This is a genomic window from Pararoseomonas baculiformis (assembly GCF_017813395.1).
In the GTDB taxonomy this organism is placed as follows: domain Bacteria; phylum Pseudomonadota; class Alphaproteobacteria; order Acetobacterales; family Acetobacteraceae; genus Roseomonas; species Roseomonas baculiformis.
Genome location: NZ_JAGIZB010000001.1, coordinates 196,133 through 221,833, shown reverse-complemented (window position 1 = coordinate 221,833; position 25,701 = coordinate 196,133). Strand labels below are relative to the sequence as shown.

The window sequence follows — 25,701 nt, the reverse complement described above, 5'->3', positions numbered from 1 at the left end:
AGAGCCGGCGAGCGCCCCGTCAGACAATGGACAGCATCATTCCGCAGTTGCTGACGGGGCTCGCCGGGGCCTCGTCGCTTTTCCTCGTGGCTTCCGGGCTGACCATCATCTTCGGCGTCACCCGGATCGTGAACTTCTCCCACGGCTCGCTGATGATGCTCGGTGCCTATATCGGCTGGAGCATCCTCACGCGCCTGCCGCGTGATCCCGAATGGTTCATCCTGGGGCTGGTGCTCACCGTGCTCGCCATCGCGCTGATCGGCGTGGTGCTGGAAGTGGTGGTGCTGCGCCGCGTCTATCGCGCGCCGGAGCTGTTCCAGCTTCTGGCCACCTTCGGCGTGGTGCTGGTGCTGCAGGATGTCACGCTCTGGATCTGGGGCGCGGTGGAACTGCCCCTGCCGCGGCCGCGCTGGATGCGGGGCTTCGTGGAGATCATGGGAAACCGCTTCCCCTTCTACGACCTGATCCTGATCTTCGTCGGCCCCGTGGTGCTGGGGCTGCTCTGGCTGCTGATGAACCGCACGCGCTGGGGCACGCTGGTGCGCGCAGCCACGCTGGACCGCGAGATGGTGGCGGCGCTGGGCGTGAACCAGCGCACGCTCTTCACCTCCGTCTTTGCGCTCGGCGCGGGGCTGGCGGGGTTGGGCGGCGCGCTCTCCCTGCCCAATTCCTCGGCCAATCTGAACATCGACCTTTCCATCATCACCGATGCCTTCGTGGTGGTAGTGGTCGGGGGGCTGGGCAGCCTGACCGGCGCCTTCCTGGCCAGCCTGCTGATCGGCATCCTCCAGGCCTTCGGCATCGTGCTGGTGCCGAAGATCACGTTGGTGCTGGTCTTCCTGGTGATGGCGGTGGTGCTGGTCTTCCGCCCGAACGGGCTGATGGGCCGCCCGCAGGCCGAGGCGCGCGAGGCGACGGTGGCCGCCCCCGTAATCCGTGCCGCGCCACGGGAACTGCGGATCCTGGGGCTGGTGGCGCTTGCCCTGGCCGTGGCCGCGCCCCTCGTGGTGGGCGACTACTACCTGACCGTGCTGACGGATGCCTGCGTGGCCATCATCTTCGCCACCTCCCTGCATTTCATGATGGGGCCGGGCGGGATGGCGAGCTTCGGCCATGCCGCCTGGTTCGGCATCGGCGCCTATGCCGCCGGACTGCTGATGCAGTGGATCGGGGCGCCCATGCCGGTGGGGATGCTGGCCGCGCCTGTTGCCGCCGGGATCGTGGCGGCGCTGTTCGGCTGGTTCGTGGTGCGTCTCTCCGGCGTGTATCTCTCCATGCTCACCCTCGCTTTCGCGCAGATCGTCTGGGCCATCTCCTTCCAATGGGTGGAGGTGACGGGGGGCGACAACGGGCTGCTCGGCCTCTGGCCTTCCGAATGGGCGCGCGATCCCACGATCTTCTACTGGATCGCGCTGGTGCTGGCCGTTGGCGTGGCGCTGCTGCTGCGGCGCGCGCTCTTCGCCCCCTATGGCTATGCGCTGCGGGCGGCACGGGATTCGGCCACGCGGGCGCAATCCATCGGGCTGGACGTGAAGCGCCTGCGGATCGTGGCGCTGGTGATCGCGGGGGCGGCCTGCGGGCTTTCCGGTGCCATCTTCTCCTACAGCAAGGGCGGCATCTTCCCGACCTACATCTCCATCCCGCATTCGGTGGAAGCGCTGCTGATGGTGCTGCTGGGCGGGCTGCAGACCGTGGCAGGGCCGATCATCGGGGCGCTGGTCTATACGGGGCTGGCCGATATCCTGGTCCGCTCCACCGATCTGTGGCGGCTGGTGCTGGGCTCGGTCATCGTGCTGCTCGTCGTCGCCTTCCCCGAGGGCATCGCGGGTGCCGCGCGGCGGCTCTGGCTGCGGGGGCGCGAGGCATGAGCGTTCTCGTGGTGCAGGGGCTGAGCAAGTCCTTCGGTGGCGTGCAGGCGGTGGGGGATGTCTCCTTCGCCGTGGCGCCGGGGGAGATGCTGGCGATGATCGGGCCGAATGGCGCGGGCAAGTCCACCTGCTTCAACATGGTGGGCGGGCAGCTGCGGCCGGATGCGGGCTCGGTGGTGTTGGATGGCAGGTCCATCACCGGCCTCGGCCCGCGCGCCATCGCGCGGCAGGGGGTGGGGCGCACCTTCCAGATCACAGCCACCTTCGGTTCCATGACGGTGCGGGAGAACGTGCAAATGGCGCTGCTCTCCCACCGGCGGGAGATCTGGCAGTTCTGGCGCCCCGTGGCCGGGCGCTATGCCGGAGAGGCGGATGCGCTGCTCGCGCAGGTCGGGCTGGAGGCGCAGGCGGAGCGCGCGACGGGCGTGCTGGCCTATGGCGACCTGAAGCGGCTGGAGCTGGCGATCGCGCTCGGCAACGAGCCGCGGCTGCTGCTGATGGACGAGCCCACCGCCGGGATGGCGCCGGCCGAGCGCGTGGGGCTGATGCAGCTGACGCGCAGGCTGGCGACGGAACGCGGCGTGGCCGTGCTCTTCACGGAGCATGACATGGATGTCGTGTTCGATGTCTCCGACCGCATCCTGGTGCTGAACCGCGGCGTCCTGATCGCCGAGGGCGACGGGGCCTCGATCCGGGCCAACCCGGCGGTCCGCGAGATCTATCTCGGCACCGGCGCGACGAGCGGGGGGCACTGAGATGCTGTCGGTCGATGGGCTGAACACGCATTACGGCCGGGCGCATATCCTGCAGGGCATGTCGCTGCAGATGGGAAGGGGCGAGGTGCGCGTGCTGCTGGGCCGCAACGGCGCGGGCAAGAGCACCACGATGAAGTCCATCATCGGCCTGGTGCGCCCCACCAGCGGGCGCATCAGCTTCGATGGGCAGGAGATCGCGGGCGAGGAGCCGCACCGCATCGCGCGCCGGGGGCTGGGCTATGTGCCGGAGGACCGGCGCGTCTTCGCCGACCTGACGGTGATGGAGAACCTCGAGGTCGGGAAGCAGACCGCGCGGGGGGGAATGCGGGGCTGGACGCCGGAGCGGCTCTTTGAGCTTTTTCCCAATCTCGGGCGCATGCGCGACCGCCCGGGCGGGCGGATGAGCGGCGGCGAGCAGCAGATGCTGACCATCGCCCGCACGCTGATGGGCAATCCCCGCTTGGTGCTGCTGGACGAGCCCAGCGAAGGCTTGGCCCCCGTGATCGTGGAGCAGATGGCGAAGGCCATCCTGGCGCTGAAGGGGGAGGGGCTGACCATCCTCCTGGCCGAGCAGAACCTGCATTTCGCCGGCGGCGTGGCCGACAGCGCGACGGTGGTGGAAAAGGGCCGCGTGGTCTGGTCCGGCACCATGGCCGAGCTGCGGGCGGACGAAGCCGCGCGCACCCAGTACCTGGCGGTGTGATGCCGGCGCCGCGGGAGATCGCGCTGGAGGTGAACGGGCGGCGGCAGGTGCTGCATCTCGATCCCTCGGCGCCACTCCTGATGGTGCTGCGGAACGACCTGGAGCTGAACGGGCCGAAATATGGCTGCGGGCTGGGCGAATGCGGCGCCTGCGCCGTGCTGCTGGACGGCCGGGCCGTCCGTTCCTGCGTGCTGCCCCTCTCCCGTGCAGAGGGCCGGCGGGTGGTGACGCTGGAGGGGCTGGGCACGATGGAGGCACCGCATCCCGTGCAGGCCGCCTTCATCGCCGAGCAGGGCGCGCAATGCGGCTACTGCCTGAACGGCATGATCATGGCGACGGTGGCGCTGCTGGAGCGGAACCCCAGCCCGAGCGAGGCGGAGATCCGGGACGCGCTGGCCCACAACCTGTGCCGTTGCGGCACGCATGTGGAGATCCTGGCCTCCGTGCGCCGCGCCGTGGCGGAGCGGGCGGCATGACCATGCGCGCGCGCCAGGAGACCAGCCGCCAGGAGCTTCTGCGGCAGGATGGCGTCCTTGCCATCACCCGCGGGCGGGCGCCCACGCCGGGCACGGAGCCCGGCGCGAATGAGCGGGACGAGGAGGACATCTTCGTCGCCGTCTTCGACGATGGCAGCGTGGCCGCCTTCAACGGGCATGTGGACCTGGGCACCGGCATCCGCACGGCACTGGCGCAGATCGTGGCCGAGGAGCTGGATGTCCGGCTGGACCAGGTGAACATGGTGCTCGGCCATACGGAGCGCGCGCCGGACCAGGGGCCGACCATCGCCAGCGAGACCATCCAGATCTCCGCCGTGCCGCTGCGCCAGGCGGCGGCGGAAGCGCGGCGCGCGCTGCTGGCCCTGGCCGCCGCGCGGCTGGGAACCGGGGCGCTGGAGGTGTCCGAAGGCATCGTCCTCGCCCCTGATGGCCGGAGCGTCTCCTATGGCGCGCTGTTGCGGGGCGCGAGGGAGAGGGTGCCGCTGAGCGGCGCAGCTCCGCTGAAGCGGGTGGAGGATTACCGGATCGTCGGCAAGCCCGTGCCGCGGGTGGATATCCCGGCCAAGGCTACGGGCGGACTGATCTTCGTGCATGACATGCGCGTGCCGGGCATGCTGCATGGCCGCGTGGTGCGGCCGCCCTATGCGGGGCTGGATGCCGGCGCCTTCATCGGCAACAGCCTGCTCTCGGTGGACCGGGATTCCGTCTCCCACATTTCCGGCGTCGTGGATGTGGTGGTGATCGGCGACTTCATCGGCGTGGTGGCGGAGCGCGAGGAGGCGGCGGCCCGCGCCGCGCGGGAACTGCGCGTGGCCTGGAAGGCCTTCACGGCCCCGGCCAGCCTGGACGATGTGGAGCAGGCGCTGCGGGAGAACCCTTCCACGCGCCGCGTGCTGAAGGATACGGGCGATGTGGATGCGGCGCTGGCGGGCGCCGCGAAACGCATGCCCCGCACCTATTCCTGGCCCTACCAGATGCATGGCTCCATCGGCCCATCCTGCGCCGTGGCCGATTGCAGCGAAGGGCGGCTTCGCCTTTGGTCGGGCACGCAGAACCCGCATATGCTGCGCACCGCCCTGGCGCAGCTCATGGCCATGCCGGAGGCGCGGATCGAGGTCACGCGCATGGAGGCGGCGGGCTGCTATGGCCGCAACTGCGCCGATGACGTGTGCGGGGATGCGGCGCTTCTGTCCCGCGCCGTCGGGCGGCCGGTGCGCGTGCAGCTCACGCGGGAACAGGAGCATCTGTGGGAGCCGAAGGGCGCGGCGCAGCTCATCGATGTGGATGGCGGGCTGGATGCGGCGGGGGAGGTGGCCGCCTATGACTTCGTCTCGCGCTATCCCTCGAATGATGCGCCGCTGCTCGGGCTGTTGCTGACCGGGGTTGTGAAGCCGGAGCCGGCGGTCCTGCAGATGGGGGACCGCACGGCCATCCCGCCCTATGACTATCCATCCCTGCGCATCGCGGTGGAGGACATGCCGCCCATCGTGCGGGCTTCCTGGATGCGGGGCGTGTCCTCCCTGCCCAGCACCTTCGCGCATGAATCCTGGATCGATGAATGCGCGGCGGAGGCGGGGGTGGACCCGGTGGAGTACCGGCTGCGCTACCTGCGCGACCCGCGTGCGATCGATCTGGTGAAGGCCGTGGCCGAGCGCGCCGGGTGGGAGCGCCGCACCGGCCCGCGCATGAAGGCCGAGGGCGACATCCTGCGCGGTCAGGGCTTTGCCTATGCCCTTTACGTCCACAGCAAGTTCCCGGGCTATGGCGCCGCCTGGGCGGCCTGGGTGGCCGAGGTGGAGGTGAACCGCCGCACGGGCGAGGTGACCGCAACGCGCATCGTCACGGGCCATGACGCCGGGCTGATGATCAACCCGGACGGCGTGCGCCACCAGGTGCATGGCAATGTCATCCAGGCCACGAGCCGCGCGCTGAAGGAGCGCGTCTCCTTCGAGAACGGGCTGGTGGCCAGCCAGGAATGGGGCGGCTACCCCATCCTCGATTTCCGGGAGGTGCCGGAGATCGAGGTGCTGATGATGCCGCGGCCGGAGGAGCCGCCCCTGGGGGCCGGTGAATCCGCCTCGGTGCCCAGCGCCGCCGCGATCGCGAACGCCATCTTCGACGCGACCGGCGTGCGCTTCCGCAAGGTGCCCTTCACGCCGGAGGTGATCCGGGAGGGGCTGCAGCCCGCGCTGAAGACTGAGGCGGGGAGGAAGCGGCGGCGCTGGTTCGCGGGGCTGGGCGGGCTGGCGGGCGGGCTGGTCGTGGCGGCGGGTGCGGCGATGGGCTGGGCCTCCGCCATCGCGCCCGCCAGGCCGCCGGGCGCGGATGTGTTCTCCGCCGCGCAGATCGAGCGCGGTCGGCTTCTGGCGGCTGCGGGCGATTGCGCCGTGTGCCACACGGCGCCCGGCGGCGCGGTGAATGCGGGGGGGCTGGCGCTGGACACGGGGTTCGGCCGGATCTGGTCCACCAACATCACCCCCGACGTGGAAACCGGGATCGGCGCCTATTCCTTCGCGGCCTTCGAGCGTGCCATGCGCCAGGGCATCGCGCGGGACGGGCGGCATCTCTACCCCGCCTTTCCCTACACGACCTATTCGAAGATGACGGATGAGGACCTGCTGGCCCTCTACGCCTATCTCATGGCGCAGGCCCCGGTGCGCTCGGTCGTGCCCGAGACGAAGCTGGCCTTCCCCTACAACATCCGTCCGCTGATGGCGGGGTGGAACCTGCTCTTCCACCGCCCCGGCGCGATGGAGCCGGACCCGGCCAGGTCGGCCGAGTGGAACCGGGGCAACTACCTGGTGAACGCGCTGGGCCATTGCGGCGCCTGCCACACGCCGCGCAACGCGCTGGGCGCCGAGAAGCGTGGCGCCGCCACCTTCGCCGGAGCCATGGTGGAGGGCTGGGAAGCGCCCGCGCTGAACAGCCTGTCCCGCGCGCCCCTGCCCTGGACGGAGGCGGATTTCCACGAGTATCTCCGCACCGGCCATTCGCAGCGCCATGGCGTGGCGGCCGGTTCCATGGCGCCGGTGGTGGCAAATCTCCAGGTGCTGCCGGATTCCGACATCCGGGCCATGGCGCACTATCTCGCCTCGCTGAACCCCTCGCCTGCGGAGCGGCATCCGGCGCCGCTGCTGGCCGCCGCCGCTCCCGGCCCGCGCCAGGGCGGCAGCGAAGGCGCGCGCCTCTTCCAGGGGGCCTGCGGCGCCTGCCATGGCGGCGGCGCGCAGGAGGGGCCCGAGGTGGCCCTGGCGCTGAACAGCAACGTGCATGGCGACCGGCCGGACAACCTGCTACGCGTGATCCTGGACGGCATCCGCCCGACCATTCCCGGCCATGGCGAGATGCCGGGCTTCCGCGACAGCCTGAGCGACCGGCAGGTCGAGATCCTTCTCCGCTTCATCCGCGAGAACTTCGCCCCGGGCCACGCCGCCTGGCCGGACCTGCCCGGCGCCATCGCCCGGGCGCGGAAGCTGGCGGCGCATTGAAGATTGCGCTTCCGTCTAACTGAACGTGCAGTTAAATACTTGGAGCGGCCCAGGAGACCGGATCATGAGCAAGCCTCGCATCGCCATCGTCGGAGCCGGGCTCGGCGGGATCGCCGCCGCGCTGCTCCTGCGCGAGGAGGGCTTCGACGCCACGCTGTATGAGCAGGCCCCTGCCTTCTCCCGCCTCGGTGCCGGCATCCATGTCGGGCCCAACGTGATGAAGATCATGCGCCGCATCGGGCTGGAGCCGGCGATGGAGGCGATGGGTTCGCATCCGGACTACTGGTACAGCCGGAACTGGGATGATGGTGCGATCCTCTCCCAGATCCCGCTGGGCGACTTCGCCCGCAAGGCCTATGGCGCCTCCTACCTCACCGTGCATCGCGGCGATTTCCACAGGCTGATGGTGGATGCGGTCCCGGCCGGTTCGCTGCGCTATGACAAGCGCCTGACCGCCATCGCGGATCGCGGCAAGGATGTGCTGCTGCGCTTCGCGGATGGCAGCACGGCCGAGGCGGATATCGTCATCGGCGCCGATGGCGTGAACTCCGTGATCCGCGAGCACATGCTGGGCACGGAACTGCCCCGCTACACAGGCTGGGTCGCGCATCGCGCTGTCTTCCCGGCCTCCGCCCTGGCGAAATACGGCTACAGCTTCGACCAGTGCGTGAAGTGGTGGTCCGAGGACCGCCACATGATGGTCTATTACGTCACCGAGCAGCAGGACGAGTACTACTACGTCACCGGCGTGCCCCAGGCCGAATGGGACATGAGCAAGGCCTGGGTGGAGAGCAGCCAGGAGGAGATGCGCGAGGCCTTCGCCGGCTATCACCCCATGGTGCAGTCCCTGATCGATGCCTGTTCCGAGATCACCAAATGGCCCCTGCTGGAGCGCGACCCGCTGCCGCTCTGGAGCCGCGGGCGGCTGGTGATGCTGGGCGATGCCTGCCACCCGATGAAGCCGCATATGGCCCAGGGCGCCGCCATGGCGATCGAGGATGCGGCCATGCTCGCCCGCTGCTTCAAGGAAGTGGGCACGGAGGATCACGAGACGGCCTTCGCCCTGTATCGCGCCAACCGGATCGACCGGGCGTCCCGCGTGCAGAAGGTGTCCCATGACAACACCTGGCTTCGCACGAACGAGGATCCGGCCTGGGTCTTCGGCTATGACGTCTTCAACGTGCCACTGGTCGAGCCGACCCGCGCGGCGGCCTGATGGCCGCCGGCGCCGCCCCGCCGCGCCGCCGGATCGGGCGCCGCCCGGCCGATCCGGAAGGTGTCTCGACGCAGGACAACATCCTGGCCGTGGCCGAGCAGGTCTTCGCCGACCATGGCTATGTCGCGGCCTCCCTGCGGGAAATCGCGGAGCGCGCGGATGTCACCCAGGCGCTGATCATCTACTATTTCGGCAGCAAGCAGGGGCTGTTCGAAACCCTGTTCAAGCGGCGTGGCCTGGAGGTCTCGCACGAGCGCCAGGCGCTGCTCGATGCGCTTCTGGCCCGCCCCCGGCCGCCCACGGCGCGGGAGCTGGTCACGGCCTATCTCACCCCGCAGTTCCGGCTGCGTGAAGGCGGGGCGCAGGCCATGGCCTTCGTGCGGATGCAGGCGCGGCTGCACCATGAGCCGGACGAGCTGGCGCTGCGGCTGCGGCGGGAGGTCTATGACAGCTCCACCCGCAACTACATCGCCGCCCTGCAGCGCGCCCTGCCCGGGCTGGACGCGGCGGATGCGCATTGGCGCATGATGTTCGCCGTGGGCACTTATCTCTACATGCTCTCGGGCTTCGACCGGCTGGCCGAGGTGTCCGAGGGCCGCTTCACCACGGATGACACGGGGGAGGTCGTGCGGCGGCTGACGGATTTCCTCGTCGCCGGCTTCACCGCCCCGTCCAGCGGGTCCTCAGCCTAGCCACTCATCCACGCAGCGCCGGAGAAAGGCCGTGTCCTCCGGGTTGTCCAGCGGATTGCCGGCGCGGTGGCCCCAGATGCTGGGGATGGGGCGCAGTTCGGCGTGGCGCAGATGCGGCAGCTCCGCCTCGTTGTCGGCCACGCGGAAATAGATGTCGGTCTCGCCCGGCATCAGCAGGACCCGTGCCCGGATGGCGCGGAGCGCGGCGTGCAGGTCCCGCCCGTAGGTCTCGTTGTCGCTGATGTCGCCGGCATTCCAGCAGCGCATCTGCGCCAGCAGGTTCGCCGCCTTCTTCTGCAGGTAGCGCCCGTCCCAGACGGCCAGGTAGGATTCGAGATCCGGCGTCTGCGGCGTGATGTGCAACCCGGCGCGGTAGAAATCCTGGCTCATCGCATAGCCTGCATAGTTGCGGCCGAAGGCGCGCAGCGCGGCCAGGGGCTGGGCGGAGAAACCGCCCTTGCCGTCATGTTCCGGCGCGGATTCCAGGATGGCCATCTGCGCCCGGGTGAAGACCTGGTTATGCACGGCGGTCCGGGCGCTGCCGCAATTGATGAACACCGCCTCCACCGCATCCGGGAACAGCGCCGCCCAGTGATAGGCCTGCTGGGCGCCCATGGACCAGCCATAGACGGCGCGCAGCCGCTCGATCCCCAGCACATCCCGCAGCAGGCGGCGCTGGGCATGGACATTGTCATGGGCGGTGACGAGGGCGGGATAGCCGGGCGTATCGGCCGGGGAGGTGGAGACGCCGTTCCCGAACATGTCGATCTGCACGATGAACCAGCGCGCCGGGTCCAAGACGCCATCCGGCCGGATCAGCCATTCCAGCTCCGCCGCCGTGGCTCCGTAGCTGGTGGGGTAGAGGATGACGTTGTCGCGTTCGGGCGACAGCGTTCCATGCGTCTTCCAGTTCAGCATGGCGCCCGGAATCATGCCGCCCTTCACTACGGGCAGCTCACCCAGCGCGTAGCGCCCGGTCCGGGTGGGCCATGTGGTCATCGATCATCTCCGGCGGCAGCCCCGGCAATGCAGCCGATGCCGGGGCCCGTCGCAAGATGGCCGTAGCCTAGTCGAGCTTCAGCCCGATCCGCTTCACGATGTTCTGGTACAGCGCGTATTCGCGATCCAGGAAGGCCCGGGTGGAAGCCGGCGTGCTGTCCAGCATCGGGGTGGTGCCGGTGCTCTCCAGCCTCTCGCGCACGCGCGGCTCGGCCAGCGCCGCGTTGGCGGCCTTGCTCAGCGCCTGCGCCACCTCGTCCGGCAGGTCCTTCGGCCCGACCATCGCGGTCCAGGTCGTCAGCTCGTAATCCGGCAGCGCGGCCTCCGCCACGGTGGGAACATCGGGGAAGTTGGAATCGCGCGTGCGCGTGGTCACGGCCAGCAGGCGCAACGCCCCGTCCCGGATCTGGCCGACCACGGAGCCGAGCTGGTCCACGGCATAGAGCGTCTCGCCCTTGATCAGCGATTCCGCGGTCTGCGATCCGCCGCGATAGGGAATGTGCTGCGCGGAGGTGCCGGCCAGGTTGGCCAGGTAGTCGGCGCCCAGATGCGAGACGCCGCCGACGCCCGAGGAGGCATAGGTGACGCGCCCCGGCTCGGCCTTCAGCCTGTCCACGAGCTGCTTCAGCGTCGTGACGCCGGAATTGGTGGGCACCACCACGCCCAGCGGGCTGGTTCCCACGACGGTGAGCGGCGTGAAGTCCTGGGTGGGGTGGTAGCGCGCCGCGCTGGCGCCGGCGGCGGGCGCCACGGCGAGGGTGGAGGCGGAGCCGACCAGCAGCGTGTAGCCATCGGGCCGGGCGCGCCGGACATATTCCGCGCCGATCGCGCTGCCGCCGCCCGGGCGGTTCTCCACCAGCACCCTGCCCTCGGGGTGCAGCAGCGGGCCCATGCGGTCGGCCAGCAGGCGCCCGGCCAGGTCATTGGCGCCGCCGGGGGCGAAGGGCACGACGATGGTGATCGGCCGGTCCGGGAAGCGGCCCTGCGCCAGGGCGGGGCGGGACAGCGCGGCCCCGGCGGCGGAAAGGGTAAGGGCGGCGGATCGGCCGCCGAATTGGCGTCGGCTCAGCATGGGCGTGTCTCCTCGCCGGCCTCGTTCCGGGCCGGTCCTGCGCGTCCATACTGGCCCAGCCCCGGGGGAGGCGTCACCCCTTGGCGGGCGTCAGGCGTCGCCCACGGTCACGGTCACCATGCCCGTGCCTTCACATTCCGGGCAGGGCTTGTTCTCCAGCCGGCCGGAACCGCCGCAGGCCGGGCAGGTATTCGGCGCGGTCTGGGAGGCCGCGGGATCGGTCTCGTCCCCGGGGCGCCCGCTGCCGCTGGCGGGCACCGGAATGCCGGTGCTGGTCGGGTCGCCCATGATTGCAAACCTCCCGGTAGCCTGGACCGTAGCCCGGCCCGGGGGTGAACGCCGCGGGCGGGGCGGCGTTGCCGGGCCGGGCGCCGCGGGCTGGGGCGCCCGGCCCGGGCTTCAGGCCCCGAAGCCCTCCAGCACGACCTTGCCGCGCGCCTTGCCGCTCTCGATCAGTGCATGGGCGCGGCGGAGATTGGCGGCGCTGATCGTGCCGAAGCTCTCGCCCAGCGTGGTGCGGAGCGTGCCCGCATCCACCAGCCGCGAAACCTCGTCCAGCAGCGCCGCCTGCTCCGCGATATCGGCCGTGCCGAACATGGAGCGGGTGAACATGAACTCCCAGTGCAGGGAGACGCTCTTTCGCTTCAGCAGGGAGACATCGAGCGTGGCGGGATCGTCGATCAGGGCGAAGCGGCCCTGCGGTGCGATCAGCTCCGCGATCTGCGCCAGGTGCCGGTCGGTCTGGGTGGTGGAGAAGACGAAAGCCGGGGCGCCGATGCCCAGCGCCGCCACCTCCGCGGCCAGCGGCTTCGAATGGTCCACCACATGATGGGCGCCCAGTTCCAGCACCCATTCCCGCGTCTCCGGACGGGAGGCGGTGGCGATGACGGTAAGATCCGTCAGCTTGCGCGCAAGCTGGATGGCAATGGAGCCAACCCCGCCCGCGCCGCCGATGATGAGGATGGCCCGTGCGGCGCCCGGCACCGTATGGGCCTTCACCTGCAGCCGGTCGAACAGGGCTTCCCAGGCGGTGATGGCGGTCAGCGGCAGGGCGGCGGCCTCGGCGAAGCCCAGGCTCGCCGGCTTGGCGCCGACGATCCGCTCATCCACCAGGTGCAGTTCGGCATTGGTGCCGGGGCGGGTCAGGTCACCGGCATAGAAAACAGCGTCGCCCGGACGGAAACGGGTGGCATCCGGGCCCACGGCCTTCACGATGCCGGCCGCGTCCCAGCCCAGCACCTTGTGCTGCCCCGCATCCGGCCCGGCGCGCATGCGGACCTTGGTGTCCACAGGGTTCACCGAGACGGCGCGCACCTCCACCAGCAGGTCGCGCCCGCGGGGTTCCGGGGCGGGTAGATCGATATCCACCAGGGATTCGGCTTCCGTGATGGGCAGGGTCTTCGCGTAGCCGATGGCGCGCATGGCGCATCTCCATTCCGTTGCTGGCAGCCGAGATGCGCGATAGCGTCAATACCCGCAAGAACGCACATTCAAAGCCCATAGTGTCGAAAAGGATACCGTGATGGCCCGCACCCGGCACCAATCCCTGGCCTGCAGTCCGGGCTGCGCGGTGGAGGCAACGCTCGCCCTGATCGACGGCAAGTGGAAGGGCGTGATCCTGCACCATCTCGGGGAGGGGACGATGCGCTTCAACGAGATCCGGCGGCGCCTGCCCAACGTCACCCAGCGCATGCTGACCAACCAGCTCAGGGAGTTGGAGGCGGATGGGCTGATCACCCGCCGCGTCTATGCCGAGGTGCCGCCGCGGGTGGAATACAGCCTTTCCGAGCGCGGCCGCAGCCTGGCGCCGGTGATCCGGGCGCTGAAGGAATGGGGCGACCAGCATGTCATGGGGGGGCTGGCGGCAAAGGCGGCCTAGGGCCTAGCCTTCCGCCCCGGATGCGGCGCCTTCGCGCCGGGATGGGGCTCCTTGGCATGAGAACACGCAGGCTTCTGGGCGGCTTGGCCCTTTCCGTCGCGGCATTCTTCGCAACGGGAGCAGGAGCGCAGCCGGCACCCGCCAGCCTGACCGTCGCGGTGGAGTCGCCCTTCGGGATCGATCCGCATTTTCTCTTCGTCGGCCCCAACATGGCGGCGGCGCGCCACATCTATGACAGCGTCATCAACCGCGATTCCGAAAGCCGCTTCGTGCCGGGCCTCGTGGAATCCTGGGAAGCGCCGGACGACACCACCTGGCTGTTGAAGCTGCGCCAGGGCGTGACCTTCCACGATGGCAGCCCTTTCACGGCCGAGGACATCGCCTTCTCCATCGCGCGCGTGCGCGCCGTGCCGAACAATCCCGGCCCCTACACCTCCAACCTTCGCACCATCGCCGCGGTGGAGGTGGTGGATCCCTTCACCGTGCGGATCCGGACGGACCGGCCCAACCCCACGCTGATGGGGCAGCTGACCAATATCTTCGTCGTCTCCCACATCGCCGCGCGGGGGGACGGCACGCCGGCCGGCGCCAGCACGGCCGATTTCAACAATGGCAAGGCGGCGATCGGCACCGGCCCCTTCCGCCTGGTGCAGATGCGCGGCTCCGAGGGCATGTCGCTGGAGCGCAACTCGACCTATTGGGGCCCCGCGCCGGCCTATGGGAAGGTGGAGCTGCGCGTCATCGGCAATGATGCCGCGCGCCTGGCCGCGCTTCTCTCGGGCGATGTGGACCTGATCGAGAGCATGCCGCCCGGCGACGTGGCGCGGCTGGAGCGCGAGCCGCGCGTGAGCGTTTTCCGCCGCAACTCCGACCGCATCATGTACCTCATCCCGCATGTGGGCGCCGAGCGGCTGGCGATGCTGACGGATGCCGATGGCAAGCCGCTGGACCACAACCCGCTGCGCGACCTGCGCGTGCGCCGCGCCCTTTCCATGGCGCTGGACCGCACGGCGCTGGCCACCCGCGCGCTGGACGGGCAGGCGGTGCCCACGGGCCAGATGGTGCCGCAGCAATTCGGCGCCTACGACCCTGGTCTCGCCGTGCCGGCCGCGGATCCCGAAGGCGCGAGGCGGCTCCTGGCGGAAGCGGGCTATCCGCGCGGCTTCGGCCTGACCGTCGCCTGCTCCAACAACCGCTTCGTCAACGATGCGCGGGTCTGCCAGGCGGTGGGCCAGATGTTCACCCGCGCGGGCTTCCAGGCGAAGGTGGAAACCATGCCCGGAACCGTCTTCTTCCCGCGCACGGTGGAAGGGAAGAACGAGTATCCCGTGATCCTCTTCGGCCTCTCGCTCTCATCCTCGCGCGATGCGGCCTATATCCTCTCCACCGCCGTGCACACGCGCAATGTGCGCGAGGCCTATGGCCAGGGAAATCGCGGCAGCTTCTCCGAGCCGGAGATGGACCAGGCCATCCAGGCCGCCATCACGCGCCGCGGAGAGGGGCGCGAGGAAGGGCTGCGCCAAGTGATGCGCACCGCGATCGACCGCGCGCCGATCATCCCCATGTACAACCAGGTCACGCTGGTCGCCGCGAAGCGGGGCGTGGTCTACGAACCGCGCATGGATGAGCAGCTGCTGGCCCAGCAGGCGAGGCCCGCGCAGTGAGCACCACCACCCGCCCCCTCGTCTCCGGCCCGCGCCACGCGGTCAGCGCCGGGCATTACCTCGCCACCGGTGCCGGGCTCGCGATCCTGGAAGCGGGCGGCAACGCCATCGATGCCGGCGTGGCGGCAGGGCTCGTCCTGGGCGTGGTGCAGCCGGACATCGTGAATTTCGGCGGTGTCGCGCCCATCCTGATCCGCCGCGCCGATGGGCGGGTCGAGAGCATCGCGGGGCTGGGCCATTGGCCCATGTCCCTGCCGCGGGACATCTTCATGCGCGAGCATGGCGGCAAGATGCCGCGCGGCGTGCTGCGCACCGTGGTGCCGGCCGCACCGGATGCCTGGATCACCGCGCTGCAACGGCACGGCACCATGGGCTTCGCCGATGTGGCCGGCGCCGCCATCCGCTTCGCGGAGGAAGGCTTCCCGGTCTATCCCATGTTCGCGGAGAGCATCGCCTCGCACGCGAAGGACTATGCCGGCTTCCCGACGAACGCGGCGATCTTCCTCCCTGGCGGCAAGCCGCATGCCGTGGGAGAGCTGTTCGTCCAGAAGGACCTTGCCGCCACCATCCGCCACATGGCCGATGAGGACCGCCGCGCGGCGGCGAAGGGCGGGCGGGAGGCCGGGCTCCAGGCCGCGCATGACGCCTTCTACAAGGGCGAGATCGCGCAGCGCATCGTGGCCTTCATGAAGGAGCAGGGCGGCTATCTCTCGGCCAGCGACCTGGCGGGTTTCCGCTCCCGCATTGAGCCCGCCGTCACGCGCGGCTGGCGCGGCCACCAGGTGACGACAAGCGGCCCCTGGTGCCAGGGCCCGGCTCTTCTGGAAGCGCTGCTGCTGATGGAGAAGGCCGGCTTCGACGGCATGGCGCATAACAGCCCGGACTACCTGCACCTGCTGGCCGAATGCCTGAAGGTGGCGATGGCGGACCGTGAATACCATTTCGGCGATCCAGCCTTCCGCGATGTGCCGCTGGAGGCGCTTCTGGGCGAGGACCACCTGGCCGCGCGCGCCGCGGCGATCGACCCGGAGCGCGCGCATCCCGGCATGCCCGGCCCCCGGCTGAACGACGGCACGGGCAAGCATGAGCGCAGCGAGCGGCTGGTCGCGGCGATCGAGCCCGACACCTCCTATGTCGCCGTGGTGGACCGCGAGGGCAACGCCTTCTCCGCCACGCCTTCGGACGGCACATGGAACGTCCCCGTCATCCCCGGCCTGGGCTTCGTCGCTTCCCCGCGCGGCACCCAGTCCCGCCCGGATCCCGCGCATCCTTGCGGCGTGCGCCCCGGCGCGCGGCCGCGCCTGACGCCGAACCCGGCGCTGGTGGTGACGCGGGAAGGCGCCGTCATCCCGCTCGGCACCCCGGGCGGCGATGTGCAGATCCAGGCCATGCTGCAGGTGATCCTGAACCACCTGCATTTCGGCATGGACCTGCAGGAAGCGGTGGAGGCGCCGCGCGTGGCGACCTATTCCTTCCCCTCCTCCTTCGCGCCCTATGACTACTTCCCCGGCCGCCTCGCGGTGGAAGGCCGCATCCCCGCCGCGACGCGCGATGCGCTGCGCGCGCTCGGGCACGAAATCCAGGACTGGCCGGAATGGACCTGGCTGGCGGGCAGCGTGGAAGCGGTGCGCTACGATCCCGCCACCGGCGTGAAGATGGGCGCCGCCGATCCCCGCCGCCCGGCCTATGCCATGGCCATGTAGCGGCGCCGGCCAGCCTGGCATCACGAGGCCGCGCCCTCGGCTTTGTGCGGGGGGGAAGGGCTTTGCCAAACCCCTTCGCGGCTGCAGCATCACCTGCCCGGCGGCCTTGCCCTGGGCAGGAGCAGCGGAGTCCGACCATGGCCAAACCCGCGAAGCGGCAGGATCCAACGCCCGACCTGCCGGCCCTGGCCGCCGCCGCCCGCGCCCAGGCGGATGGCGATCCCTTCGCCAGCCCCGCCCTGGCCATGGCTCTCACCCTCAGTCGCCGGCTGGATAGCGGGGAGCTGGACCTGCCCACGCTGCGGGAGGCCCTGCGGCGGATCGGCGACCTGGCCTTTGCCGACCGCGCGGCCCGCCTCGGGCGCCAGGTGGGCGGCACGGATGCGGCCGCCACCGATGCCGCGCTGATCGCGGTGGCGCAGCGCGCCGCCCGCCCGGATCCCGCCGACAGCCCCGTGCCCTTCGCCGCCTTCCGCGCCGCCTGCGAGCGCCCCCGCGCCGCGGCGGTCTTCACCGCCCACCCCACCTTCTCCCTGCCGCGCGCCACCAACCACGCCCTGGCGGAGGCAGCCTCGGGCGGCCCCGTGCCGGAAGGCCTTCCTCTGCGCCCCGTGCCGCCGGACCTGGAGGAGGAGTTCTCCCAGGCCGTGGCGGCCATCACCAACGGGCGGGACGCGCTGGACCGGCTGGCCGCCGCCTTCCTCGGCGTAGCGCGCGAAACCTGGCCGGATCGCTGGCGGAGCCTGGTGCCCACCCCTGTCATCCTCTCGTCCTGGGTCGGCTACGACACGGATGGGCGCACCGATATCGGCTGGCAGGACACGCTGCGGCTGCGGCTGCGGATGAAGGAACTCGGCCTGGCCCGGCTGGAGGCGCAGATCGCCGCCCTGCCGCCGGAGGGCACGCAGCCCCTGCGGGATCGCCTCGCCCTGGCGCTGGAGGCCGTGCGCATGCAGATCGCCGCCTGCCCGCCGCCCGGCGCGCCGGAGCCCGAGGCGGCGCAGCGCTTTGCCCATCTCCTGGTCGGAAGGCGGGAGGATGCGCTGACCACGCCCGAGCCGCTGCTGGAACTGTTCGGCGGCGCCATCGCGGCCGCGCCGGACGACCAGGCGCGCCTCGCCCTCTGTGTCGCGCGCGCCGGGCTGGTGGCGCATGGGCTCTCCCTCGCCCATACCCATGTGCGGCTGAACTCGGCGCAGCTGCACAATGCCGCGCGGCTGCGCGCGCCCGATCTCGGCGGCGCGCCGGATGACGCCGCCCGGCGCCGCGCGCTGTTCGGCGCGATCAACGCCGCGCTGGACGAGGCGAGGCCGGAGCCCGTGGACACGGGCGGCCTCCTCTCGGAGTCCGCCAGCGCCATGCGGCTGATGATGACGGTGGCGCAGATCGCCAAGCATATCGACGCCTCGCAGCCCGTGCGCTTCCTCGTGGCGGAGACGGAGAGCGGCTTCACCCTTCTCGCCGCGCTTCTCGTCGCGCGGCTCTGCGGGGTGGAGCGGCATGTCGAGATCAGCCCGCTTTTCGAGACCGCTGAGGCGCTGGAGCGCCGTGGCGAGCGCGTGATCGAGGAGGCGCTGCGCTCCCCGCATTGGCGCGCCTATCTGCGCGGCCTCGGGCGGCTCTGCCTGCAATTCGGCTATTCGGATTCGGGCCGCTATGTGGGCCAGCCCGCCGCCTCGCACCTGATCGAGCGCCTGAAGCTGCGCGTGGCTGATCTCCTCGCCCGCCACGGCCTCGCGGATCTCGAAGTGGTGCTGTTCGACACGCATGGCGAAGGGCTGGGCCGCGGTGGCCATCCCGACGGCCTCGCCGCGCGCTTCGACTATCTCGACCCGCCCGCCGCGCGCGCGGCCTTCGCCGCGCACCGCACCCCCACGCGGCTGGAGACGAGCTTCCAGGGCGGGGATGGCTATCAGCTCTTCGGCACGCCCGCCCTGGCCCATGCCGCGGTGGCCCGCATCGCGGAACACGCCTTCGCCCCGCCGCCGGGCGAGGTGACGGACCTTGTCTATGCCGAGGCCGGCTTCGCCGCCGATCTCTTCGCCGGCATGCGCGGCGCCATGGCCGGGCTGGTGGAGGACCCGGGCTATGCCGGCCTTCTCGGCGGCTTCGGCCCGGCCCTTCTGGACCGCACGGGATCACGCCCCGCCGCGCGCCAGAGCGACACGGGCGGCCCCGCCGCCATCCGCCACCCGCGCGAGCTGCGCGCCATCCCGAACAACGCGGTGCTGCAGCAGCTCGGCTTCCTGGCGAACCTGACGCATGGCCTGGGCGCCAATGCCTCGCGCGAGCCGGAGGGCTTCGCGGAGCTGCTGCGGAAATCGCCGCGCTTCGCGGGCGCCATGGCCTTCGCGCGGGCCGGGCTCAGCCTGTCCGATCCGGACATCCTGCGCGGCTATGTCGCCACGCTGGATCCGGGCATGTGGCTGGACCGCGCGGCCCATGCGCGCAGCCCGTCGAACGCCTCGGCACTCGGCGCGGTGGCGACGGCGCTGGAGGAGCAGGGCCTGGGCGATTCCGTCCGCCGCACCTTCCGCCGCCTGCTCGCCGATGACAGTGCCCTGCGCGGCGCATGGCCCGGCGATGACGGGGAACAGCCCCGCATGTCGGACCGGCTTTTCGCCGTGCATGCGGTGCGGCTGCTGCTGGTCCACCGGATCTGGCTACGCGCCGTGAACATCCCCGAATTCTCCCCGCGCCACGGCGTGACGCGGGACGGGCTGCTGCGCCGCCTGCTGCGCCTGGATGTGGAAGAGGCGGCGACGCTGCTCGATTCCGTCTTCCCGGCGCATGAGCCGCCCAGCGCCGCGCTCGATTACGGAGAGCCGCCCTCGCCGCGCCGTGGCGGCTATGGCCGCGAGCATGCGGAGCTGATGGAGCCCCTGCGCGATCTCTTCGCGATGGTGAGGGAGGCGAGCGCGGTGGTTTCGATGGAATGCGGGGCGCACGGATAGGGGCGCCCCGCCGCTTCGCTCAGGCGGGTTGCCGGCCGGTCCGCATCGGCTCGCGGAAGGCGAAGCGGCAATACGGGCCGCCCCCGCGAAAACAGTGCCTGACGCCGCCGCCATCGATCGCGATCTATCTCAGCCCAAGATATCTCGCGATCAGTCGCGCCGAAGGGCGTGCCTATGGGGACTGCGGCTTCTTCGCCTCGGCCACGCTGTCCTTCTCGCGGGACTCGCCGGTCCATTCGTCCGTGATCATCCCCTGCTGCTCGCTTAGCCTGTCCAGCTCGGCCGGGGAGGGCGGGCGGGGGATGGTGCCGCCGCTGGCTTCCTCGGCGGTGAAATCGGCCTTCGGGCCTTCTGGCGCTCTGGCGGTCATCTGGGCCTCCCATATCCGGTCCTCCGGTCAAACGTGGCCCGGCGGCGAAGGTTAGCCCGCCCGCCGCGCCACGCTTCCGCCACGCCGCGCACCCATCCTGTCCGCGTGACACCGCCCCCACCCTGGCCCGGGGAACGGCCCGCCATTCGGCGCGCCGCCTTCCTCCTCCTCTGCCTTCTGGTCGCCGCCCCGCTGCTGGCGCTGCTCTGGCGCGTGCTGGCCCCTGGCGGCTGGACGGGATGGGAGGTGGCGATCGCCGCCCTCTATCTCGGCACCCTGCCCTGGACGGCGATCTGCGTGGCCAATTCCCTGATCGGCCTGGCCTTGCTGCTGGGAAAGGAGGACGCGCCCAGCTTCCTGGTGCCGCAGACCGCCGCCCCGCCCGCCGGACAGGCGCTGCGCACCGCCATCGCCGTCTGCATCCGCAACGAGACGATGGAAACCGTGCTGCCCCCCCTGGCGCGGCTGCTGGATGGGCTGGAAGCGGCGGGGGAGGGGGGGCGCTTCACCCTCTGGTTCCTTTCCGACACGCGCGATCCCACCCATGCGGAGGCCGAGGATGCGGCCATCGCCGCCTTCTCCGCGCGGCGGGCCGGCGGCATCCCCATCCGCCACCGCCGCCGCACCGACAATGCCGGCTTCAAGGCCGGCAATGTCATGGACTTCCTGGACCATCATGCGGATGGCCATGACCTCGCCCTGATGCTGGACGCGGATTCCGAAATGTCGGCCGCTGCCGTGCTGCGGCTGGTGCGGGGGATGGAGGCCGATCCGCGCCTCGCCCTGATCCAGCAGCTGATCGTCGGCCGGCCGGCGCCGCGCGCCTTTCCGCGCCTGTTCCAGTACGGCATGCGCGCGGGGATGCGCGCCTGGGCCACGGGGCAGGGCTGGTGGCAGCTGGATGACGGCCCCTATTGGGGTCACAACGCCATCCTGCGCATCGCGCCTTTCCGGCAGCACGCGCGCCTCGCCCCGCTGCCGGATGGCAGCTCCATCCTCTCGCATGACCAGGTGGAGGCGGTGCGCCTGCATGCCGCCGGCTGGCGCGTGCGCTGCCTGCCGGCCGAGGATGGCAGCCTGGAGGGCAATCCGCCCGCCCTTCCCGAATTCCTGGCGCGGGATGTCCGCTGGGGCGCGGGCAACATGCAGTACCGCCACCTCATCCTGCGCCCGGGCCTGCGCCCGATGGGGCGCTGGCAGATGGCGCAGGCCATGCTGCTCTTCCTCTGTGCGCCGTTCTGGGTGGGAATGCTTCTGGCGGCGCTGGGCAATGCGCTGTCGGGCGGGGGCGCCGCCACGCCGATGGGGTCCCTGGCCGCGCTCCTGGTGCTCACCTGGCTTGGCAATGCCGCGCCAAAGCTCTGCGGCTTTGCGGAACTGCTGCTCCGCCCGGAGCGCGCCGCGCCCTATGGCGGCCGCGCCGCCGTGCTGCGCGGCGCGGGGGCGGAGATCCTGTTCTCCCTGTTGATGGAGCCGGTGAGCCTCATCAACAAGAGCATCGCCCTGGCAAGGCTTGCCTTCGGTGCGCGGAACGGCTGGGCGCCGCAGAACCGGGCCGATCGCGGCGTGGCATGGGGCGATGCGGCACGGCTTCTGTGGCCCCACACTCTGCTCGGGCTGGGAAGTGCCCTGGCCCTGGCCCAGGTTTCGCTCCCCGCCCTGCTCTTCGCGCTGCCTTTCATCGCCGGGCCGGTGCTGGCGGTTCCCCTCTGTGTCTGGACCGCCTCGCCCGGCTTGTCCGACTGGCTGGTTCGGCACCGCATCGCCGCCACGCCGGAGGAACGGGCCGCACCGGTGCCGCAACCCCTGGCCCCCGCGGGGCTGCGCGCCCAGGATGCGGCCCGCCATGGCTGATTCCCTGCCCCCGCGGATCGTGGACACGCACCACCACATCTACGATGCCCGCATGACGGCCTATCCCGGCACGCGCCCACCGCCGGATGCGCCGCTTTCCGCCTATGCCGCCCTTCGCCGGCGCCTGGGCATCACGCATCACGTCCTCGTCCAGCCCTCCACATATGGCCTCGACAACGCGCTGCACCTCGCCGCCCGTGCCGAGGCCCCCGCCGCTTCCCGCGTCGTCGCCGTCATCCCGCCTGGAACGGGCATGGCGGAATGCCGCCGCCTGACAGCGGCAGGGGTGGTCGGGCTGCGGGCGAATCTGGCCCATCCCGTGCCCCTGGCGCCGGGCGATGTGCCCGCCCTCGGCCGCCTCTGCGCCGATCAGGGCTGGCACCTTCAGGTCTTCGCCTCCGCCGATCTCCTGGCGGAACTGGCGCCGGCCCTGCGCGCGCTGCCCTGCCCGCTGGTGCTGGACCATTTCGCCATGCTGCCGCCCGAAGGCTTCGCCGCGCATCCGGCCTGGCCGCTGGTGGCCGATCTCCTGGCTGCCGGCCGGGCCTGGGTGAAGCTTTCCTCCCCCTATGCGCTGCCACCGGGCGATCCCGCGCCGCTGGTCCGCGCCCTGGCCGGGGTGGGGGAGGGGCAGCTTCTCTGGGGCACCAACTGGCCCCACCCCAACTCCACCCAGCCCCAGGATGAGGCCGCGCTGCGCGAGGCCGCCCTCGCGCCTCTCAGCCCCGCGCAGCGCGCGGCCGTGCTGTGGGACAATCCCGCGCGCCTCTACGGCTTCGCGGCATGAAGGATCTTTCCGCTTTCGACCTGAACCTGCTCCGCGTGTTCGACGCCGTGGCGCGGGAACGGCATGTCACCCGCGCGGCGTCGCGGCTCAACCTTTCCCAGCCCGCCGTTTCCAACGCGCTGAACCGGCTGCGCGCGGCGCTGGGGGACGAGCTCTTCCTCCGCGCCCCGCAGGGGGTGGAGCCGACCAGCCTGGCCCTGGCGCTGATGCACCCGGTGGAGGAAATGCTGGACCGGTTGCAGGAGACACTGGCGGCCACCGCGCCCTTCGACCCCGCCACCAGCGACCGCGCCTTCACCCTCGCCCTCTCGGAATATGCGGAATCCATCCTCGCGCCACCGCTCTTCGCGCGGCTTTCGCGGGAGGCGCCGAACATCCTCGTCGCCATCCGCCACGCGGACCGGACCAACGCGAATGCCCTGCTGGAGAACAACGAGGCGCAGCTCGCCATCGCCATGCTGGGCGAGCCCACCGCGCTCTACACCCGGCTGCGCCTGCTGCCCGAGGCCTTCATGGTCCTCGCCCGCCCCGGCCATCCCGCGCTGGAGGGCGAGCTGACGGCAGAGCGCTACATCGCCTATCCGCATCTCCTGCACTCGCCCAACGGCTCGCGCGATGGCGCCATGGACCGGGTGCTGCGGGAACTCGGCCATTCGCGCCGCCTGGGGGCGGTGGTGGCGCATCTCTCCGCCGTGCCGGGCGTCCTGCTGCACACCGACATGCTGATGACGCTTTCGGGGCGGCTCGCGCGGCAGCTCTCGGCGGCGCATGGCCTGGCCTTGCGGCCGCTTCCCGCGGAAGTGGCGGCGGCCACGAAGCACACCCGCCTTTCCATGATCTTCCACCGGCGCTTCGAGGCGGACCAGGGCCATGCCTGGTTGCGCCGCCTGGTGCTGGCCCTGGCGCGGGAGGTGGTGGCCGATTGCCCCGCCGATGGGAAGAAGGCGAGCCGGGAGGCGGACTAGCCGGCCGCCGCAACGGCGCGCCCCGGGCGGCGTTGGACTGGTCCGGCCTCGTGCATGGCGCCCGGCGCCCGCCACGGGTCCGACCACGGAGGAACCCGATGCGCGCGAAACTTCCGCTCCTGGCCGCCCTGCCGGCGATGGGCCTCGCCCTGCTCTCCTTCGCCCAGGTCCAGGCCCAGACCACCCAGCCTGAAACGGCCCGGCAGAACCAGGCGACGCCAGGCCAGGCCCCGACGGTCGCCGATCCGAACCCGCACACCCCCACCCCGCGCGCGCCGGACATGCCCACCTATCTTGGCATGCTCGAAAAGGCCGAGCAGGACCTGCGGCAGCAGATCGCGCGGACCGAAGGCGGCGTGCAGCCCACCCAGAACGGCGCCATGTCCCCGGACATCATCCACCTGATGCAGGTGGCGCGGAATTCCTGGCAGATCGCGGAGCGGGCACCCCAGCCCTTCGCGGGCGGCGACGCCCATACGCGGGCGATGCAGGAGATGCGGCACCGCGTTTCCGAGATTGACCATCAACGCCCGACCCTGCCGCCGCCCGAGGCGATCAGCGCGGCGCGCGGGGTGCTGCAATCGCTGGAAAGCCTGCGCCAGGCCGCCGCATCATCGCCCGCGGCCCGGGGCTGAGACCCGGGCAGGCCGGAGCCGGGCCCGGGCGGCCCGGCGCCGCGCCTCAGATGTCCGCCCACATGCGGTAGAGATTGGCGAAGCTGCGCGAGAGCAGGTCGAAATTCCCCGTCTTGCCATCGGCCTCGTAGATCCGGCGCCGCAGCGTCTCCAGGTCGAACAGGATCTGGCGCCGGGCGGGGTCGCGCACCGCGCTCTGCACCCAGCTCACCGCCGCCAGCCTCTCGCCGCGCCGCACCGGCTCCACATGGTGCAGCGATGAGGAGGGGTAGAGGAACAGGTGCCCGGCCGGCAGCTTCACCCGCGTTTCCGGTTCCCCCTCCACCACCAGCTCCCCACCGTCATAGCTGTCGGGATCGCTGAGGAAGAGGGTGAAGGACAGGTCGGAGCGGACGGGCGGCCAGCCCGACATCACCGCATTGTCCACATGCGTGCCGTATTCCATCCCCTCCTTGTAGCGGCTGAACAGGATGGGCTTCATGTTCACGGGCCGCGCCGCCATCTCGAACAGCGGATGCCGGAGGAGCAGGCTGCCCATGGCATCCTGCAGCGGCTTGATCTGCGGGTTCTGGTCAGCCTGCTCGTTGCGCTTCACCGCGCGCGCATAGACCCCCGCGGTCAGGCTTCCATCGACGAAGGAAAGGCGCTGCAGGTCGTTCCGGAGCTGCTGCACCTGCGCGGTGGTCAGGACCTCTGGGATGCGGATCATCATGGCGACGGATGTCCTTCGCTTCTGAGCCCCGTGGACAGCATGGGGACAAGCGGACTGCCAAGCCGCAATCCGCATTGTTGCGCAGGTTTCACACGGCCGGTTCAGAGCCCGAGGCGGGCAGCCAGCGCGTTGAAATCATCCGCGACCAGATCCCAGTCCTGTTCGGGCTCAAGGTCCCGGTCCTGCCCGGGCCCGTGCTCGCGCGGGCGCGGCACGAAGGCGGTGCGCAGGCCGCAACGCCGGGCCGCCGCCAGATCCCCGTTATGGGCGGCGACCAGGCAAACCTCCCCGGGCTGCATGGCCAGCACCTCCGCCGTGCGGAGATAAGCCTCGGGTGAGGGCTTGTAGGCCCGCGCCACCTCCGCCCCCAGGATGGCGTCCCAGGGAAGGCCGGCGCGCTTGGCCATGTTCGTCATCAGGATGATGTTGCCATTGGAGAGCGGCGCGATGATGTAGCGCACCCGGAGCCGGGCGAGGCCGGCCACCGCATCCGGCCAGGAATCCAGCCGGTGCCAGGCGAGGTTGAGCGCATCCAGCTCCCCCGCCGGCACGCGGGCGGCATCCATCCCGAAATCGGGCAGCACGGCTTCCAGGTTTTCACGATGCAGCACGTCCAGCCGCGTGAAGGGGCGGCGCCCGCCGCGGATCTCCTCCATGGCAGGCTGGTAGCGGCGGCGCCAGGCATCGGCGAAGGCATGGGGATCGGCACCCGGCGCATGGCGCGCCAGGAAGGGCGCTGCCTCCCGGGCCACGCCGCTCCGCCAGTCCACCACCGTGCCGAATACGTCGAACACCAGTGCGCGCACGCCATCCAGGGGCAAGGGCCGTCCTCCTACTGCACGGGCGGTCCCGCCGGGCCGGGGAGCGCTGCCCCCATGCTTGCCCCGG

22 protein-coding genes are annotated in these 25,701 nt (G+C 71.0%); 15 read left to right on the top strand and 7 right to left on the bottom strand.

What is annotated here, in order from left to right:
* The first annotated feature begins 26 nt into the window (after positions 1-26).
* From J8J14_RS01005 to J8J14_RS00975, 7 genes are all read left to right on the top strand, one after another.
* Positions 27-1,868 carry an ABC transporter permease gene (locus J8J14_RS01005; RefSeq protein WP_209377550.1) on the top strand — a complete coding sequence of 614 codons (1,842 nt, stop codon included), beginning with the start codon at positions 27-29 and terminating at the stop codon, positions 1,866-1,868.
* Positions 1,865-2,623 (top strand): ABC transporter ATP-binding protein, encoded by a 759-nt coding sequence (locus J8J14_RS01000; protein WP_209377549.1) that lies wholly within the window; start codon positions 1,865-1,867, stop codon positions 2,621-2,623. The genes J8J14_RS01005 and J8J14_RS01000 overlap by 4 nt, the downstream gene beginning before the upstream one ends.
* 1 nt (position 2,624) lies before the next feature.
* Positions 2,625-3,326: an ABC transporter ATP-binding protein gene (locus tag J8J14_RS00995; protein WP_209377548.1), complete on the top strand. Its 702-nt coding sequence runs from the start codon at positions 2,625-2,627 to the stop codon at positions 3,324-3,326.
* Positions 3,326-3,802, top strand: coding sequence for a (2Fe-2S)-binding protein (locus J8J14_RS00990; RefSeq protein WP_209377547.1), 477 nt, complete (start codon positions 3,326-3,328; stop codon positions 3,800-3,802). Before J8J14_RS00995 ends, J8J14_RS00990 begins: the two co-directional genes overlap by 1 nt.
* Complete coding sequence (locus J8J14_RS00985; RefSeq protein ID WP_209377546.1) at positions 3,799-7,311, top strand: molybdopterin cofactor-binding domain-containing protein; 3,513 nt, start codon at positions 3,799-3,801, stop codon at positions 7,309-7,311. The genes J8J14_RS00990 and J8J14_RS00985 overlap by 4 nt, the downstream gene beginning before the upstream one ends.
* A gap of 64 nt (positions 7,312-7,375) precedes the next feature.
* Entirely contained in the window at positions 7,376-8,527 is a 1,152-nt protein-coding gene (locus tag J8J14_RS00980) for an FAD-dependent monooxygenase (RefSeq protein ID WP_245215220.1), read from the top strand.
* A complete protein-coding gene (locus J8J14_RS00975) occupies positions 8,527-9,219 on the top strand; it encodes a TetR/AcrR family transcriptional regulator (protein WP_209377545.1) in 693 nt (230 codons plus the stop codon). Before J8J14_RS00980 ends, J8J14_RS00975 begins: the two co-directional genes overlap by 1 nt.
* Here J8J14_RS00975 and J8J14_RS00970 read toward each other — a convergent pair.
* The 4 genes from J8J14_RS00970 to J8J14_RS00955 form a co-directional block, all read right to left on the bottom strand.
* Entirely contained in the window at positions 9,211-10,218 is a 1,008-nt protein-coding gene (locus J8J14_RS00970) for an alpha/beta fold hydrolase (RefSeq protein WP_209377544.1), read from the bottom strand. The genes J8J14_RS00975 and J8J14_RS00970 overlap by 9 nt on opposite strands.
* 67 nt (positions 10,219-10,285) lie before the next feature.
* Positions 10,286-11,290 carry a Bug family tripartite tricarboxylate transporter substrate binding protein gene (locus J8J14_RS00965; RefSeq protein WP_209377543.1) on the bottom strand — a complete coding sequence of 335 codons (1,005 nt, stop codon included), beginning with the start codon at positions 11,288-11,290 and terminating at the stop codon, positions 10,286-10,288.
* A 90-nt stretch (positions 11,291-11,380) separates the two neighbouring features.
* The gene (locus tag J8J14_RS00960; protein ID WP_209377542.1) at positions 11,381-11,578 is read right to left on the bottom strand and encodes a hypothetical protein; all 198 of its coding nucleotides are present in this window, start codon (positions 11,576-11,578) and stop codon (positions 11,381-11,383) included.
* A 111-nt stretch (positions 11,579-11,689) separates the two neighbouring features.
* Positions 11,690-12,712 (bottom strand): zinc-binding alcohol dehydrogenase family protein, encoded by a 1,023-nt coding sequence (locus J8J14_RS00955; RefSeq protein WP_209377541.1) that lies wholly within the window; start codon positions 12,710-12,712, stop codon positions 11,690-11,692.
* A gap of 100 nt (positions 12,713-12,812) precedes the next feature.
* On the opposite strand from J8J14_RS00955, the gene J8J14_RS00950 reads away from it, so the two are divergent.
* The 4 genes from J8J14_RS00950 to J8J14_RS00935 all read left to right on the top strand — a co-directional run bounded on the left by J8J14_RS00950 (position 12,813) and on the right by J8J14_RS00935 (position 19,490).
* On the top strand, positions 12,813-13,169 hold the full coding sequence (locus J8J14_RS00950; protein ID WP_209377540.1) for a winged helix-turn-helix transcriptional regulator: 357 nt from the start codon (positions 12,813-12,815) through the stop codon (positions 13,167-13,169).
* Between the two features lie 56 nt (positions 13,170-13,225).
* Entirely contained in the window at positions 13,226-14,833 is a 1,608-nt protein-coding gene (locus tag J8J14_RS00945; RefSeq protein WP_209377539.1) for an ABC transporter substrate-binding protein, read from the top strand.
* Positions 14,830-16,536 (top strand): gamma-glutamyltransferase family protein, encoded by a 1,707-nt coding sequence (locus J8J14_RS00940; RefSeq protein WP_209377538.1) that lies wholly within the window; start codon positions 14,830-14,832, stop codon positions 16,534-16,536. Before J8J14_RS00945 ends, J8J14_RS00940 begins: the two co-directional genes overlap by 4 nt.
* A gap of 137 nt (positions 16,537-16,673) precedes the next feature.
* Positions 16,674-19,490 (top strand): phosphoenolpyruvate carboxylase, encoded by a 2,817-nt coding sequence (locus J8J14_RS00935; RefSeq protein ID WP_209377537.1) that lies wholly within the window; start codon positions 16,674-16,676, stop codon positions 19,488-19,490.
* A gap of 172 nt (positions 19,491-19,662) precedes the next feature.
* Here the strand turns inward: J8J14_RS00935 and J8J14_RS00930 are convergent, their stop codons facing one another.
* Complete coding sequence (locus J8J14_RS00930) at positions 19,663-19,860, bottom strand: hypothetical protein (protein ID WP_209377536.1); 198 nt, start codon at positions 19,858-19,860, stop codon at positions 19,663-19,665.
* Between the two features lie 33 nt (positions 19,861-19,893).
* On the opposite strand from J8J14_RS00930, the gene mdoH reads away from it, so the two are divergent.
* The 4 genes from mdoH (at position 19,894) to J8J14_RS00910 (ending at position 24,101) form a co-directional block, all read left to right on the top strand.
* Positions 19,894-21,714 carry a glucans biosynthesis glucosyltransferase MdoH gene (gene mdoH / locus J8J14_RS00925; protein ID WP_209377535.1) on the top strand — a complete coding sequence of 607 codons (1,821 nt, stop codon included), beginning with the start codon at positions 19,894-19,896 and terminating at the stop codon, positions 21,712-21,714.
* Entirely contained in the window at positions 21,707-22,501 is a 795-nt protein-coding gene (locus tag J8J14_RS00920; protein WP_209377534.1) for an amidohydrolase family protein, read from the top strand. The genes mdoH and J8J14_RS00920 overlap by 8 nt, the downstream gene beginning before the upstream one ends.
* Entirely contained in the window at positions 22,498-23,466 is a 969-nt protein-coding gene (locus J8J14_RS00915) for a LysR family transcriptional regulator (RefSeq protein ID WP_209377533.1), read from the top strand. Before J8J14_RS00920 ends, J8J14_RS00915 begins: the two co-directional genes overlap by 4 nt.
* 98 nt (positions 23,467-23,564) lie before the next feature.
* A complete protein-coding gene (locus tag J8J14_RS00910; RefSeq protein WP_209377532.1) occupies positions 23,565-24,101 on the top strand; it encodes a hypothetical protein in 537 nt (178 codons plus the stop codon).
* 46 nt (positions 24,102-24,147) lie between these two features.
* Here J8J14_RS00910 and J8J14_RS00905 read toward each other — a convergent pair whose 3' ends face one another.
* Positions 24,148-24,813, bottom strand: coding sequence for a Fe2+-dependent dioxygenase (locus J8J14_RS00905; RefSeq protein WP_209377531.1), 666 nt, complete (start codon positions 24,811-24,813; stop codon positions 24,148-24,150).
* Between the two features lie 101 nt (positions 24,814-24,914).
* Complete coding sequence (locus tag J8J14_RS00900) at positions 24,915-25,634, bottom strand: haloacid dehalogenase type II (protein WP_245215219.1); 720 nt, start codon at positions 25,632-25,634, stop codon at positions 24,915-24,917.
* Between the last annotated feature and the right edge of the window lie 67 nt (positions 25,635-25,701).

What these genes read in the sequence shown, in the direction of transcription:
- J8J14_RS01005 (WP_209377550.1), top strand. Translation starts at nt 27, where the DNA reads ATGGACAGCATCATTCCGCAGTTGCTGACGGGGCTCGCCGGGGCCTCG.
- J8J14_RS01000 (WP_209377549.1), top strand. Translation starts at nt 1,865, where the DNA reads ATGAGCGTTCTCGTGGTGCAGGGGCTGAGCAAGTCCTTCGGTGGCGTG.
- J8J14_RS00995 (WP_209377548.1), top strand. Translation starts at nt 2,625, where the DNA reads ATGCTGTCGGTCGATGGGCTGAACACGCATTACGGCCGGGCGCATATC.
- J8J14_RS00990 (WP_209377547.1), top strand. Translation starts at nt 3,326, where the DNA reads ATGCCGGCGCCGCGGGAGATCGCGCTGGAGGTGAACGGGCGGCGGCAG.
- J8J14_RS00985 (WP_209377546.1), top strand. Translation starts at nt 3,799, where the DNA reads ATGACCATGCGCGCGCGCCAGGAGACCAGCCGCCAGGAGCTTCTGCGG.
- J8J14_RS00980 (WP_245215220.1), top strand. Translation starts at nt 7,376, where the DNA reads ATGAGCAAGCCTCGCATCGCCATCGTCGGAGCCGGGCTCGGCGGGATC.
- J8J14_RS00975 (WP_209377545.1), top strand. Translation starts at nt 8,527, where the DNA reads ATGGCCGCCGGCGCCGCCCCGCCGCGCCGCCGGATCGGGCGCCGCCCG.
- J8J14_RS00970 (WP_209377544.1), bottom strand. Translation starts at nt 10,218, where the DNA reads ATGACCACATGGCCCACCCGGACCGGGCGCTACGCGCTGGGTGAGCTG.
- J8J14_RS00965 (WP_209377543.1), bottom strand. Translation starts at nt 11,290, where the DNA reads ATGCTGAGCCGACGCCAATTCGGCGGCCGATCCGCCGCCCTTACCCTT.
- J8J14_RS00960 (WP_209377542.1), bottom strand. Translation starts at nt 11,578, where the DNA reads ATGGGCGACCCGACCAGCACCGGCATTCCGGTGCCCGCCAGCGGCAGC.
- J8J14_RS00955 (WP_209377541.1), bottom strand. Translation starts at nt 12,712, where the DNA reads ATGCGCGCCATCGGCTACGCGAAGACCCTGCCCATCACGGAAGCCGAA.
- J8J14_RS00950 (WP_209377540.1), top strand. Translation starts at nt 12,813, where the DNA reads ATGGCCCGCACCCGGCACCAATCCCTGGCCTGCAGTCCGGGCTGCGCG.
- J8J14_RS00945 (WP_209377539.1), top strand. Translation starts at nt 13,226, where the DNA reads ATGAGAACACGCAGGCTTCTGGGCGGCTTGGCCCTTTCCGTCGCGGCA.
- J8J14_RS00935 (WP_209377537.1), top strand. Translation starts at nt 16,674, where the DNA reads ATGGCCAAACCCGCGAAGCGGCAGGATCCAACGCCCGACCTGCCGGCC.
- J8J14_RS00930 (WP_209377536.1), bottom strand. Translation starts at nt 19,860, where the DNA reads ATGACCGCCAGAGCGCCAGAAGGCCCGAAGGCCGATTTCACCGCCGAG.
- J8J14_RS00920 (WP_209377534.1), top strand. Translation starts at nt 21,707, where the DNA reads ATGGCTGATTCCCTGCCCCCGCGGATCGTGGACACGCACCACCACATC.
- J8J14_RS00915 (WP_209377533.1), top strand. Translation starts at nt 22,498, where the DNA reads ATGAAGGATCTTTCCGCTTTCGACCTGAACCTGCTCCGCGTGTTCGAC.
- J8J14_RS00910 (WP_209377532.1), top strand. Translation starts at nt 23,565, where the DNA reads ATGCGCGCGAAACTTCCGCTCCTGGCCGCCCTGCCGGCGATGGGCCTC.
- J8J14_RS00905 (WP_209377531.1), bottom strand. Translation starts at nt 24,813, where the DNA reads ATGATGATCCGCATCCCAGAGGTCCTGACCACCGCGCAGGTGCAGCAG.